Origin of the sequence: Thermotoga sp. SG1 (genome assembly GCF_002865985.1) — a bacterium.
GTDB lineage: Bacteria > Thermotogota > Thermotogae > Thermotogales > Thermotogaceae > Thermotoga.
The window spans coordinates 79,056-92,421 of sequence record NZ_LNDD01000003.1; the positions used below are offsets into that span (position 1 = coordinate 79,056).

Genomic DNA, 13,366 nt, shown 5'->3' on the forward strand with positions numbered 1-13,366 from the left:
TCTCACACCTCGCTTTTTGTACGTCTGATCTCATCGAGTTTCTGCCAGAAGAAGCATCTGACCCTGTGGTTTCCGATATCTTCCAGTTCTGGTTCTTCAACATCACACTTTCCTTTCACGAAGAACTCACACCTTGGATGGAACTTACACCCCGTGGGGAAGTTGAGAGGATCCGGGACGTTTCCTGGAATACTCTTCAACCTTTCCTGATCTATATCGATTCTCGGAGTGGACTCGAGGAGCGCATAAGTGTACGGGTGTTTCGGTTCGTTGAAAATGGTCTTCGCATCACCGTACTCAACCACTTTTCCGGCGTACATAACGGCAACCTTGTCGGACATCTCCGCAACGACACCCATGTCGTGGGTGATCAGAATGATCGCCATTCCGTACTCTCTCTGAAGTTCCTTCATGAGTTCGAGGATCTGAGCCTGGATGGTGACGTCCAGCGCGGTTGTTGGTTCGTCTGCTATCAAAAGGCTTGGTCTGCAGGAGAGGGCCATGGCAATCATAGCACGTTGTCTCATACCGCCGGACAGTTGGTGAGGGTACTCGTCGACCCTCTTCTCGGGTTCGGGGATTCCCACTTTTCTCAGCATGTCTATCGCCATCTTCCGTGCCTCTTTCTCCGAGACATTCTGATGAAGCATGATCGCCTCCATTATCTGGTCTCCTATGGTGAAGACGGGATTCAAGGCCACCATGGGTTCCTGGAAGATCATGGCGATTTCTTTTCCTCGTATCTTCCTCATCTCACTCTCTGAAAGTTCAAGAAAGTTTTTCCCTTTGAAAACGATCTTCCCATCCTCTATCCTTCCGTTTTGATCCAGAAGTCTCATTATGGAAAGAGAAGTCACGCTCTTTCCACTTCCTGACTCTCCAACGATCCCAAGGGTTTCCCCTTCGAACACATCGAAGGAGACACCATCAACGGCCTTAACAACACCATCTTCTGTATAGAAGTAGGTCTTGAGATTTTCCACTCGAAGCAAAGGTTCTTTCAACTCGATCCCTCCTTAGAGTTTGAGCCTTGGGTCGAATGCATCTCTCAGTGCATCTCCCAGCAGGTTCCATCCGAGCACGAACAGCACCATAGCGGTTCCCGGATAGACAAGAGCGTACCAGTGTTTTCCGATCTCCATCATCCAGTCTCTGGAGTAGCTGAGGATGGACCCCCAGTCTGCGTATCCCTGAGGGGCTCCAAGGCCAAGGAAGCTGAGCACAGCGGCCGTTATCACAAGGGATCCCATGTTCATGGATGCCCAGATCAGAACAGGGAAAATGGAGTTTGGAAGCACGTGTTTTAGTATGATGAGAAAGTCCGGTACACCGATTGCCTTCGCTGCGAGAACGTACTGTTCTTCTCTCACCTGCAGTATGTTTCCTCTTATTAGCCTTGCGGCGCCCATCCAGCCGAATACGATCATCGCTATCATGACCTTGTCCAGGCCCGTTCCAAGCACCGTCGTAAGAACAACGGCGGCTATGAGAAACGGGATTGAAAGGAATACGTCGGTGATCCTCATGAGAAGTTCATCTATCCATCCTCCAAAGTATCCGGAGATGGACCCTATCAGGATTCCTATCAGAAGCCTGGCTAGGGTGACTATTATCCCTATTTTGAAGGCCGTCCTCGTTCCCCAGACAACTCCGTAGAATATGTCCCTTCCACCTATGACACCGAACGGATGATAATCCACACCTCGTATAGGTTCTCTGTTGGGATTTTTCGCTATGGCGTCTTCTTTTGAAGTCGGAGGCTGAGGGCTCTGATCCCAGCTCACAACGGGCATCAAATAGGGATCTGGTAGTTTCATCCTCGTGAGAGGATGAACGGGTGGTGCGATAACGGGCGCCAGAATGGCCACCACCGTGAAAAAAAGAACCAGAGAAAGTCCGAGCACAGCAGATGGATCTTTGAAAAATCTCTTCAGGATTCTCTTCAACTCCTGATTCACGCCATTTCACCTCTCATCCGAGTCTTATTCTGGGATCTATGAGAGCGTACAGGATGTCTATAATGAGATTTCCTATCACCAGGATCGTGGAGAAGAACAGAGCAGAAGCCATGACGGACGCGTAGTCGAGTTGGAGTGCCGCCTGTGCCGTGAAGCTTCCCACACCCGTCCTGTTGAAAACTGTCTCCACGATCACCGTTCCAGAGAACAACCCTATCACCATACCGCCGGCTACCGTGGTAACGGGAATGAGAGCATTTCTCTTGGCGTGCTTGTTTATGACCACGTCTTCTGGAAGGCCCTTCGCTCTGGCCGTTCTCACGTATTCTTTGTTCAAAACCTCCAGCATACTGGATCTTGTGATCCTCAAAAGATACGCCCACCAGAGCCAGGAGAGTGTTATGATGGGACCTATGAGGTGTTTCAGGCCGTCCCAGAAAACGTCGAGTCTTCCGTTCAACAGGGCATCGACCGTGATGAGTTTCGTGTAACGATGAAATTCAGGAGATCTGATCACTTCTTCAGCCCATAAGCTGAGATTTCCCGGAGGGAGCCAGTTCAGAATGCTGTAGAAGATCATCAAAACAAGCAGTCCAAAAACAAAATCCGGAAAGGACCATCCCACAACGGCGAATATCCTTATGAAATGGTCCAGGAATTTGCCCCTGTGTACGGCGGCTTTCACACCCAGCCAGATTCCAATGAATATAACCGGGAAAATGGCGTAAAGTGCGAGTTCAATCGTGTACGGCAATCTCTTCAAAAGGGCGTCTTTCACGGGTTCTTTTCCCACAAGAGACCAACCAAGATCTCCCTTCAAGGTGTTGAGAAGCCATTTGCCGTACCGGATCACGAAGAAGTTGTTCAGTCCGTACTTTTCTTTCAATGCGTCCATCTGCTCTGGTGTCAGTTTGTCGAGCATGTTCGGATTCACATAAGCGGCCAGCAGTTTGTCAGGTCCAAGTGACTGGATCATGGAAAACACGATGAACGTTACACCGAGGAGTATCAGGGGAAGCAGAAGCAACCTTCGTATAACGTATGCTGCCACAGGGTACACCTCCTGGTCGATTTTCCTGATGCCTTCATATGATTATACAATAATCTGAACCTTTCTGAGGAGAGCAGAGTCAATGAGACGTGGTATAATAATTTCGGTTGAGACCAGGGGGCGAACGGGTTCGACGGGGATGGAGTCCCCTGGGAAGCGAGCCGAGGTCCCCACCTCCTCGTAAAAAAGGTGGGAACACGAATAAGTGCCAACGAACCTGTTGCTGTTGCCGCCTAATAGATAGGCGGCCGTCCTCTCCGGGGTTGGCTGGGCTCCGGAAGAGGGCGTGAGGAATCCAGCCTACCGATCTGGGCTCCGCCTTCCGGCCCGGATCGGGAAGTTTCAGGAAGGCTGTGGGAAGTGACGCCCTGCCCGTGGGGAGTCATTCCCGAGACATAAAACACGGGCTGCGCTCGGAGAAGCCCAGGGGCCTCCATCTTCGGACGGGGGTTCGAATCCCCCCGCCTCCACCAGACAAAAGGGGGTGCCGAAAGCACCCCCTTAAATTTTGAAACGTGGTTTTAGACATTTTTTATCTTTGGTTTAATTATATCGTAATTTTTTTGTTGTTTTTCCTTAAATCACAGCGCTTGAAGTCGCATGGAAAAAGTTGTATATTTATATTAGCAGTCAAAAGTCGAGAGTGCTAAAAAATTTCCGAAGGAGGGATGAAGCATGAAGGTGAAACCTCTCGGTGAAAGGTTGCTGATCAAACCCATCAAGGAGGAGAAAAAGACCGAAGGAGGAATAGTGCTTCCAGATTCGGCAAAAGAAAAACCCATGAAAGCCGAGGTCGTTGCGGTGGGAAAGATCGAAGATGAAGAGAAGTTCGATATCAAGGTAGGAGATAAAGTGATCTTCTCCAAGTACGCCGGTACGGAAATAAAGATCGATGATGAAGATTACATCATCATCGATGTGAACGATATACTTGCGAAAATCGAAGAGTGAGGGAGGTGTGAGATATGCCGAAGCTTCTGAAGTTCAACGAGGAAGCAAGAAGGGCTCTCGAAAGAGGTGTGGACAAGGTCGCAAACGCTGTGAAGATAACTCTTGGACCGAAGGGAAGAAACGTTGTCATTGAGAAATCCTGGGGATCTCCAACCATAACGAACGACGGTGTTTCTATAGCAAAGGAAATCGAACTCGAGGATAAATTCGAAAACCTCGGTGCTCAGCTCGTGAAGGAGGTTGCCTCCAAGACGAACGATGTCGCCGGAGACGGTACGACAACGGCAACGGTTCTCGCACAGGCGATGATCAAAGAAGGCCTCAAGAACGTTGCAGCCGGGGCGAATCCGATCCTGCTCAAAAGAGGAATAGACAAGGCCGTTGAAAGGGCCGTCGAGGAAATCAAAAAGCTCTCCAAGAAACTCTCTGGAAGGGAAGACATCGCTCATGTTGCAGCGATTTCCGCCAACAGCCCTGAAATAGGAGAACTCATCGCCGAGGCCATGGACAAAGTTGGAGAAGACGGTGTCATCACAGTTGAAGACTCCAAGACACTCGAGACCTATGTTGAGTTCACCGAAGGAATGCAGTTCGACAGGGGATACATCTCACCATACTTTGTGACGGATGCAGAGAAGATGGAAGTCGTTTTGAAAGAACCTTTCATCCTTATCACCGACAGGAAACTCAGCGCTGTGAAGCCTCTGATACCGATTCTCGAGAAAGTTGCTCAGACGGGAAGACCGCTTCTTGTCATCGCCGAGGACGTCGAAGGTGAGGCTCTGACCACACTCGTTCTCAACAAACTCAAGGGAACGCTTCAGTCCTGTGCGGTAAAAGCACCTGGATTCGGTGAAAGAAGAAAGGCTATGCTCCAGGATATAGCCATTCTCACCGGTGGACAAGTTGCAAGTGAAGAACTCGGAATCAACCTTGAAGACCTCACACTCGAGGACCTTGGAAGGGCTGACCTTGTGAGAGTCAAGAAAGACGAGACCATCATCATCGGAGGAAAAGGAGATCCCGAAGCGATCAAGAAGAGAATCGCACAGATCAAGGCTCAGATAGAAGAAACCACATCTGAGTACGAAAAAGAAACGCTCCAGGAGAGAATGGCCAAACTCGCCGGTGGAGTCGCCGTCATAAAAGTTGGAGCCGCCACCGAAACAGAACTCAAGGAAAAGAAACACAGAATCGAAGACGCTCTGAGCGCAACTAGGGCTGCCGTAGAAGAGGGAATCGTTCCCGGTGGAGGAGTCACTCTCCTGAGATCCAGAAAAGCCGTAGAAAAACTCCTCGAAGAGCTCGATGGTGACGAGAAGATAGGAGCACAGATCGTCTACAAAGCCCTCTCTGCACCGATCAGACAGATTGCGGAGAACGCTGGATACGATGGAGCTGTAATCATAGAAAAAATCCTTGCTAGCGATGATCCGGCTTACGGTTTCGACGCTCTGAGGGGCGAATTTGGAAACATGTTTGAGAAGGGAATCATAGATCCTGCAAAGGTCACAAGGAGTGCTCTCCAGAACGCAGCATCCATCGCGGGAATGCTTCTGACAACGGAAGTGCTGGTGGTCGAAAAACCCGAGGAAAAGAAAGAAACACCGTCTTTGCCTGAAGAGTACTGATGAAACACAATTGGGGGGCGGACGCCCCCTTTGTTTTTTATCCAGTTTGTGATACAATGAAAGTATCAATATCCCCTTTCAGGTATGGCGATTTTGCCGGTATCAGATCCAAGAAATCGTTTGAGTTGGTTCAATACTTCCTCTGAGGTCTTTAAAAAGGGGCCCGATGGCCCCTTTTGTTTTCAGATCTTCAGGTTCTCTTCGAACACTCTGGTCGTTTCTTCATCGATGTTACATATTCTGATCTCTTCGAGGGATGTGTCCGGATGATGGTCGATGAAATCTCTGATCGCTTTCTCGAAGATCTTGACCGCTCTTTCCTTCGGAAATCCGAAGATGCCGGTACTGATGGCAGGCATTGAAACGTTCCTCAGTTTGAGTTCGTGGGCTCTGAGAAGAGCGTTGTAAACTGCTCTGTACAGCAGTTCATCTTCTCCATAGTTCCCACCTTTCCAGACAGGTCCCACCGCGTGGATCACATACCTGGCTTTGAGATTTCCCGCTCCCGTCACTACGGCCTCTCCCGTGAGCACTTTACCTCGCTCTCTCACTATCCTGTCGCTTTCTTCCTGTATCACACTTCCACCCGCTCTTACAATCGCACCTGCGACTCCTCCGCCGTGCTTCAGATATTCGTTGGCGGCGTTCACTATCGCATCGACTTCTTCTTTTGTGATGTCGCCTTTCACAACCAGTATCTTTCTGCCTCTGTACTGTTGCTCTTTTCTGATTTCAGACATACCATCACCCCCGTACTTTTCGGGCCAGAGGTGTTTTAACCTTTCAAGCAGTTCACTCTCAAATCCAGTTCCTTTCGGAGAAAATATTACCTCGTTTTTCAGCCTCTCTGGAAGGTAATCAACCCTGACGAATCCTCCAAAATCGTGCGGATAGAGGTATCCTCTTCCGTAACCTCTTTCCTTCATCTCCTCCGTTACGGGATTTCTCAGAAAGAGTGGCACTTCTTCCACCGGAAGCTCCTGTGCCTTTTTCATGGCAAGATAGACCGAGTTGCTCTTTGGAGCAAGAGAAAGGTAAATGACACACTCCACCAGGTTCATCAAACACTCTGGCAGTCCCACATGTTCAACGGCAAAAGCGGTGGAGACAGCCAGAGTCAGTGCATTTGGATCTGCCAGTCCCACATCTTCACTCGCGAATATGATCATCCTTCGAGCGATGAATCTAGGATCTTCTCCCATCTCTATCATCTTCACAAGATAATAAACGGCAGCGTTCGGATCGCTCCCTCTCATACTCTTTATGAAAGCAGACGCAAAGTCGTAATGTTCCTCCTTTGAGTAACTCACACTCTTTCCGAAAAGGGTTTTTAGATCTTCTATGGTCACCTCTTTGTCTTTGAACACCTGGTGAACGATCTCGAGGGTGTTCAGCAATCTTCTAGCGTCTCCTTCAGCGTTTCTTACAATTGCCTTTTTCACATCTTGACTCAGTTTCATGCCGAGTTTCTCCACGGCCTTTTCGACGATTTTAAGAAGGTCGTTTTCTGAGAGTGGCTTGAAGTAGAGTATCTTACACCTTGAAAGGAGGGCGGGGATAACAGCAAAACTGGGGTTCTCCGTCGTGGTTGCAACGAGGATGATGTCTCCCCTTTCCACATGTGTGACCAGAACTGCCTGCTGGTTTTTGTTCAACCTGTGTATTTCATCGAGGAACAGAAGGAGTTTCTTTCCGTATCTTTTCAGCTGTTCTCCCCTTTTGAGTACGCTTTTTATCTCGGATACTCCGTGGACGGTGGAACTCAAATAAACGACCTCTCCGTTGAAATACCTTTTCAGCAACGAAAAAACCGAGGTCTTCCCAGACCCCGGTGGTCCATACAGTATGGCAGAAAACATGCCGCCTGTTTTCAGAGTCCTTCTCAGGATCCCGTCTTCACCGAACAGATGATCCTGTCCAGAAAAGTCATCGAAATCTCTGGGTCTTAGCAGTTCAGTCAATGGCTTTTCTGAAATACTCAACGGTGAACTTCAGACCCTCCTCAAGAGAAACCTTCGGTTCCCATCCGAGTTTTTCCTTCGCCTTTGTCCAGTCGAGGATACTCTTTCTCACGTCGCCCTTTCTTGGAGGTTTGTAGACAGGCTCTCTGTTGTAACCGGTGATTTCTTTCAGCATGTTGAAGAGTTCGTTCACGGTGGTTCCTCTTCCCGTTCCGATGTTGAACACGTCGTTGTCTCCTTTCTCCATGGCAAGAAGATTTGCCTCGACCACATCATCGACGTAAATGTAATCTCTCACGTATTCTCCGTCTCCGAATATGTGAACTTCCTCTCCCTTCAGCATTCTCTCAGTGAAAATAGCAACGACCCCGGCTTCACCGTGGGGATCCTGTCTTGGACCGTAAACGTTGGCGTACCTGAGGACGGTGTATTTCAATCCGTACTCTCTCGCAAAGAAATCCAGATACATCTCCACACTGTACTTTGCTATACCGTAGGGTGATATGGGATGGGGGATTTCTGTTTCTGGTGTGGGGAAAACTTTCACGTTTTCGCCGTAGATCGCCCCACCGGTGGAGGAGAATATGAACTTCTTCACTCCATACTTTACGGATTTCTCGAGGAGTACAAGAGAGCCAAGGATGTTCGTTTTTGCGTCTCTTGTTGGTTCCTTCACGGAGATGGACACACTCGCTTGAGCAGCAAGGTGAAACACATATTCGGGTTTGTGCAACGAGAAGATACGCTCCATCATCTCTTCATCTTCTATGCTTTGCTCGTAAAACAGGGCGTTTCTGTTGAGGTTTTGGACTTTCCCGGATGACAGGTTGTCTATCACAATGACACCATAACCTTTCTCTATCAATCTGTCTACCACATGTGAACCGATGAATCCCGCACCACCAGTCACCAAAACGTTCATGTTATGCTTCCTCCTCTTCTTCCTCCTCTATCTTCTTCGCTTCCTCTGGAATTTCTTGGACGTTCACGATTCTTTTACTTTCTTCGAGAAATTCTTTCAGTTCCTGCACCCTGCTCTCGTCAAAGTTCACCATGATGTCATAGAACTTTTTGAACCTGCTTCTTGTGCGAGCATCCAGGAAGTGGGAGAAGTGTCGCGCCAGTTTCTCAGCCGTTGGAGAGGGGATACCCATTACGTAGAAAAAGAAGTTTCTCAGCCGATTCTGGGATCCTCTAAGAGATCTTGCCTTTCTTTTACCCTTTTCTGTAAGGGTGATGTAACCGTACTTTTCGTACTCCACGTATCCGAGTTCCGCAAGCCTTTTCATGGCGTTTGTCACACTGGGAAGACTGACACCCATCTTCCTCGCTATAACACTCACCCTCGCCGCAGGTTGGTTCTGGAGTATCTCCTGAATCACGGAAAGGTAGTCTTCAAGAGCAGGTGTCAGTGTTTTCTTTCTTCCTCTAGGCATTTTATCAACCCTCCTCCTTTATGAAACTATTTGCTCTCTCTAAATCCTCCCGAACGATTTTTCTCAGTTCCCTGCTTCTGTTTCTCAGAAGATAGCTCGGATGAAAGGTCGGAACGATTTTCTTTCCGCCCAGCCAGTCTATCGGATTTCCCCGTACCTTGGTTATGGATACCTTCTTTCCATCCATGAAGAAGGATAGAGCGGTGGATCCTAGAGCGACCACAACCGCTGGATTTATTATTTCGATCTGTGCGAGCAAGAAATGTCCGCATGCAAACATCTCTTCTGTGGTTGGCGTACGGTTGTTAGGGGGCCTGCACTTTACAACGTTGCAAATATACACATCCTCTCGTTTAATTCCAACTTCGCTCAAAAGCTCTGTCAGAAGCATTCCCGCTCTTCCAACGAACGGCCTTCCCGTTTTGTCTTCTTCTTCCCCTGGACCTTCACCAACGAAGACAATCTTCGTGTCCAGGCTTCCCTCTCCTACGACAACATTCGTTCTCGTGAGATACAGCGGACACGCAGTACACTTTTTGACTCTTCCTTTCACTATCTCCATCAATTCTTCCCTGGTGAACAACACTTTCTCCTCCAGATTAGGGTAAAATATTACCAGAAATTAATGGAACCTTACTTAATTTTATCACCTTGCATACGGTTTTCGCAAATTCCCTGATCGGGGTGATTGTTGTGGCTTTTAAGTTTAGACTTCAGAGAATATACACTGTTCGAAGAAAAGAAGAAGAAACTTTGAAAAATGAGCTCTCAAAGATCTCTGAAAAGATCGAAAATGTCAAAAACATTATACAACAATTGACCATCGAAAAGAAAAAAATAGAAAACAACTTTCTTCAGAAAGGTCTGCTTTCGAAGAGAGACCTGATTGAACTCGAACGTGGAATACGCTTTTATGAAACGGAGATGGAGAAATATCAGAAAGAACTGCAGAGATTACTGGAAGAACGGGAAAATATCAGAAAAAATCTTCTGGAGAGGATGAAAGAAAGGAAGATGCTTGAGAAACTGAGAGAGAGAAGACTTAAAGAGTATCAAGCAGAAGAAAACCTGAAGGAGAGAAAGAGAATGGACGAAGTTGCAGAAAGGAAATTCTGGTGGAGCTAGTCATCCCTGAATCTGTACTGCAACGCCTCCGCCAGGTGTTTCATTTCCACTCTTTCACTGCCGTCAAGATCGGCTATCGTTCTTGAGAGCCTCAACACCTTATCGATTCTCCTGCCGGAAAGTCCATGCCTTTCCACGTACTTTTTGAGCAGGTTTTCGCTTTTATCGTCGAGTTTTACGTGTTCTCTCAACATCCTGTGTGTCATCTGAGAGTTGTAGGAGATAGGAGTGTTTTGAAAACGTCGTTGCTGGATCTCTCTTGCTTTCATAACTCGACCCCTTATGGATGCACTTTTCTCTCCTTCGGGTTTTTTCATCATCTCCTCGAAAGAAAGTTTTGGCACGTTCACGACGATGTCTATTCTGTCCAGAAGTGGACCCGATATCTTCTTCTTGTATCTCAGGATGTCCTTTGGAGAGCAGACACAGGGTTGTTTTGGATCACCAAGGTTTCCACAGGGACAGGGATTCATTGCCCCAACCATCATGAAACGGGCAGGATAAGTGACGGTGAACTTTGCCCTTGAAACGGTGACGCAATGTTCCTCAAGGGGCTGCCTCAGAGCCTCGAGCACGTCCCTTTTGAACTCTGGTAGTTCGTCGAGAAAGAGCACGCCGTTGTGTGCAAGAGAGATCTCTCCGGGTTTCGGAGTTGTACCACCACCTATGATGGAAACGGTTGAGGCTGTGTGATGCGGTGAGCGAAACGGTCTGATTCGGACAAGACCGGGATAGCCAGCGGCGCTGTACACCTTGCTCGTTTCGATGATCTCCTCTTCTGACATCGGAGGGAAGATGGTGGGGATTCTCTTTGCTATCATCGTCTTTCCAGAGCCGGGATTTCCCACCATGAGGATGTTGTGAAACCCTGCTACTGCTATTTCAACGGCCCTCTTGACCATTTCATGGTCTCGAACGTCCGAAAAGTCAACGGAGTAATCCATCACTGCTTCTTTTATTCCCACGTACTCAACCTCTTCCAATACTTTGTCTCCTCTCAGAAATTCCACACACTCTCTGAGAGACTCTACCGTGTAGACGTGAAGGTCCTTCACGCATGTTGCTTCTTCTTCGTTCTCTTTTGGTATTATGACGGTTCCCCTGAAATTTCCTGAAAGAGCCAGAAGAACGGGTAGTATACCACTTACCCTTTTCACTTCACCGTTCAGTGAAAGTTCACCAACGGCGAGGATGTTCTCACTCACCTGAACGATACCCGTTGAAGCAAGAATACACAGGGCTATAGGAAGGTCGAGCATGGAGCCTTCTTTTTTCACGTCTCCCGGTGCAAGGTTCACCACGAACTTTCCATGGGGAAGAGAAAACCCACTGTTCAGAATGGCGCTCTTCACTCTTTTCCGGCTTTCTTTCACAGCGGTGTCTCCGAGTCCTACCAAATCGATATCGTTGAAAACACTTCTGTTGTCAAAATCAACTTCCACGTCTATTTTCATCGCTTCTATGCCCTGAAGAGTGGCAGAGGAAAGACGACAATAGTTCACTCAACGACCTCCTTGGGATCGTATTCTGCCTTCATTCTGTCCAGAGTCTCAAAGAGCGAGTTAAAACCGTTTTGAATGTTCACCTTCACGAGTTCTTTCGAATAGCGCTTTTTCAGTTCGATCACACCATCTTTTAGAGATCTTCCCACGTTTATCCTTATGGGGAACCCTATGAGGTCGGCATCTTTGAACTTGAAACCCGGTGAGACCTCGCGGTCGTCGAGAACAACCTCTTCACCCTTTTCCAAAAGGGCCCTGTAAATCTCTTCTCCAACACGCCTTTGATCCTGATCGTTCATGTTCAGGATATCGACGATGACTGTGTAAGGCGCTATGGAAAGGGGCCAGATCATGCCGTTTTCGTCGTGGAAGTGTTCTACAACCGCCGCCATCGTTCTGGACACACCCCAGCCATAGCATCCCATGATGAAGGGTTTCATCTCACCGTTTTCGTCCATGAAATAGGCTTCCATCGCTTCGGAGTATTTTGTTCCCAGTTTGAAGATGTGACCGAGTTCTATGCCTTTCGTGGCTTTAAGAGGCTCACCGCACACTGGACAAGGGTCCCCCTCCACAACGGTTCTCAGATCGCACCACTCGTCCACTTTGAAGTCCCTTGGGTGATTTGCGTTGACATAGTGTGTGTCTTTCTCCATACCGCCCACGACGAAGTTCTTCAGACTTTTGATACTGTGATCTGCCACCTTCTTCACGTTCGTGCCGATGGGTCCGATGAACCCGATGGGAACTCCAAAGTCCTTTAGAACTTCCTCAGGCGTGGCAAGTCTCAACGACTGGTCTTTCAGGTAGGATTTGAGCTTTGCCTCGTTCAACTCCAGATCCCCTCTTATGAGAGCCATCACGTACCCATCTCTTCCGACGAACAAAAGAGATTTCACTATCTTCGATGGAGGAACTCCGAGGAACTGCGAGACTTCCTCTATCGTCCTCACACCAGGAGTTGGAACCTTCTCGAGAGGTTTTTCTCCCTCTTCTTCATAGAAGTATTCTCCCCTGTACTCGGCTTTTTCATCGCTTGCCTGGTATCCACACTTTTCGCAGTAGAGAACGTTCGTTTCCCCGATTTTTGCAGGAACGACGAACTCGTGAGAAGCGTTTCCACCGATGGCACCCGTTTCTGCCTCTATGACCATGTATCTCACACCGAGTCTTTCCATGATCCTCGAGTAAGCCTCTTTGAACAGATCGTAGGTCTCATCCAGCGATTCCCAGCTGGAGTGGAAACTGTAGGCGTCTTTCATTATGAACTCTCTTGCTCTGAGAAGGCCAAATCTGGGCCTGATCTCATCCCTGTACTTGTTCGCTATCTGATAGACAACGAGAGGAAGTTGTCTGTAGGAGCGAAGTTCGTTCTTTACAAGGTCTGTCACGATCTCTTCGTGTGTGGGTCCGAGTGTGAAATCTCTTTCGTGTCTGTCCTTGAGTTTCATCATCTCGGGACCGTAGTCGTCCCATCTGCCGGACTTCTTCCATAACTCGGCGGGCTGGAGGATGGGCATGAGGATCTCCTGTGCACCTATTCTGTTCATCTCTTCGCGTACGATGTTCTCTATCTTGAGAAGAACCCTTCTTCCCAATGGCAGATAGGTGTATATCCCGGCGGCCACCTTTCTTATGAATCCACCGCGCAGAAGGTATTCGTGACTCACCGTTTCTACATCAGAAGGAGTTTCTTTGAACGTGGGGGCGTACAGCTGTTTCATTCGCAAGGCCGATCTCCTCCTCGATTA

At 48.3% G+C, this 13,366-nt stretch carries 12 protein-coding genes and 1 other RNA gene; 4 read left to right on the forward strand and 9 right to left on the reverse strand.

Annotation, left to right across the window (positions count from 1 at the left end; translation table 11 throughout):
• Window positions 1-2 precede the first annotated feature (2 nt).
• The 3 genes from AS006_RS03270 to AS006_RS03280 are packed head-to-tail and all read right to left on the reverse strand — an operon-like array spanning window position 3 to window position 3,009.
• Window positions 3-1,004, reverse strand: a complete 1,002-nt coding sequence (locus tag AS006_RS03270; protein WP_199167336.1) for an ABC transporter ATP-binding protein — start codon at window positions 1,002-1,004, stop codon at window positions 3-5.
• Between the two features lie 12 nt (window positions 1,005-1,016).
• Window positions 1,017-1,958: an ABC transporter permease gene (locus AS006_RS03275; RefSeq protein WP_101512945.1), complete on the reverse strand. Its 942-nt coding sequence runs from the start codon at window positions 1,956-1,958 to the stop codon at window positions 1,017-1,019.
• A 13-nt stretch (window positions 1,959-1,971) separates the two neighbouring features.
• Window positions 1,972-3,009, reverse strand: coding sequence for an ABC transporter permease (locus AS006_RS03280; protein WP_101512946.1), 1,038 nt, complete (start codon window positions 3,007-3,009; stop codon window positions 1,972-1,974).
• Window positions 3,010-3,125: 116 nt separating this feature from the next.
• Between AS006_RS03280 and ssrA the strand changes: the two genes are divergently transcribed.
• From ssrA to groL, 3 genes are all read left to right on the forward strand, one after another.
• Window positions 3,126-3,482: a transfer-messenger RNA gene (gene ssrA / locus AS006_RS03285) on the forward strand.
• A gap of 202 nt (window positions 3,483-3,684) precedes the next feature.
• Window positions 3,685-3,960: a co-chaperone GroES gene (groES, locus tag AS006_RS03290; protein ID WP_101512947.1), complete on the forward strand. Its 276-nt coding sequence runs from the start codon at window positions 3,685-3,687 to the stop codon at window positions 3,958-3,960.
• Between the two features lie 14 nt (window positions 3,961-3,974).
• Complete coding sequence (gene groL / locus AS006_RS03295; RefSeq protein WP_101512948.1) at window positions 3,975-5,591, forward strand: chaperonin GroEL; 1,617 nt, start codon at window positions 3,975-3,977, stop codon at window positions 5,589-5,591.
• A gap of 182 nt (window positions 5,592-5,773) precedes the next feature.
• Here groL and AS006_RS03300 read toward each other — a convergent pair whose 3' ends face one another.
• From AS006_RS03300 to tmung, 4 genes are read right to left on the reverse strand one after another with little or no spacing between them, the layout of a single operon-like run.
• Window positions 5,774-7,573 carry an AAA family ATPase gene (locus AS006_RS03300; protein WP_101512949.1) on the reverse strand — a complete coding sequence of 600 codons (1,800 nt, stop codon included), beginning with the start codon at window positions 7,571-7,573 and terminating at the stop codon, window positions 5,774-5,776.
• The gene (locus tag AS006_RS03305; RefSeq protein ID WP_101512950.1) at window positions 7,545-8,474 is read right to left on the reverse strand and encodes an SDR family oxidoreductase; all 930 of its coding nucleotides are present in this window, start codon (window positions 8,472-8,474) and stop codon (window positions 7,545-7,547) included. Before AS006_RS03305 ends, AS006_RS03300 begins: the two co-directional genes overlap by 29 nt.
• Before the next feature lies 1 nt (window position 8,475).
• Complete coding sequence (locus AS006_RS03310; RefSeq protein ID WP_101512951.1) at window positions 8,476-8,988, reverse strand: metal-dependent transcriptional regulator; 513 nt, start codon at window positions 8,986-8,988, stop codon at window positions 8,476-8,478.
• Between the two features lie 4 nt (window positions 8,989-8,992).
• The gene (gene tmung, locus AS006_RS03315) at window positions 8,993-9,571 is read right to left on the reverse strand and encodes a type-4 uracil-DNA glycosylase (RefSeq protein ID WP_101512952.1); all 579 of its coding nucleotides are present in this window, start codon (window positions 9,569-9,571) and stop codon (window positions 8,993-8,995) included.
• 110 nt (window positions 9,572-9,681) lie between these two features.
• Between tmung and fliJ the strand changes: the two genes are divergently transcribed.
• The gene (gene fliJ / locus AS006_RS03320) at window positions 9,682-10,113 is read left to right on the forward strand and encodes a flagellar export protein FliJ (RefSeq protein ID WP_199167338.1); all 432 of its coding nucleotides are present in this window, start codon (window positions 9,682-9,684) and stop codon (window positions 10,111-10,113) included.
• Here the strand turns inward: fliJ and AS006_RS03325 are convergent.
• Together AS006_RS03325 and AS006_RS03330 are read right to left on the reverse strand one after the other, a co-directional pair.
• Window positions 10,110-11,615 (reverse strand): YifB family Mg chelatase-like AAA ATPase, encoded by a 1,506-nt coding sequence (locus tag AS006_RS03325; protein WP_101512954.1) that lies wholly within the window; start codon window positions 11,613-11,615, stop codon window positions 10,110-10,112. The genes fliJ and AS006_RS03325 overlap by 4 nt on opposite strands.
• On the reverse strand, window positions 11,612-13,345 hold the full coding sequence (locus AS006_RS03330) for a proline--tRNA ligase (RefSeq protein ID WP_101512955.1): 1,734 nt from the start codon (window positions 13,343-13,345) through the stop codon (window positions 11,612-11,614). The genes AS006_RS03325 and AS006_RS03330 overlap by 4 nt, the downstream gene beginning before the upstream one ends.
• Window positions 13,346-13,366: the final 21 nt, after the last annotated feature.

Excerpts from the sequence above, each read along its gene's own strand:
- groL (WP_101512948.1), top strand. The coding sequence starts at position 3,975 with ATGCCGAAGCTTCTGAAGTTCAACGAGGAAGCAAGAAGGGCTCTCGAA.
- AS006_RS03305 (WP_101512950.1), bottom strand. The coding sequence starts at position 8,474 with ATGAACGTTTTGGTGACTGGTGGTGCGGGATTCATCGGTTCACATGTG.
- groES (WP_101512947.1), top strand. The coding sequence starts at position 3,685 with ATGAAGGTGAAACCTCTCGGTGAAAGGTTGCTGATCAAACCCATCAAG.
- AS006_RS03310 (WP_101512951.1), bottom strand. The coding sequence starts at position 8,988 with ATGCCTAGAGGAAGAAAGAAAACACTGACACCTGCTCTTGAAGACTAC.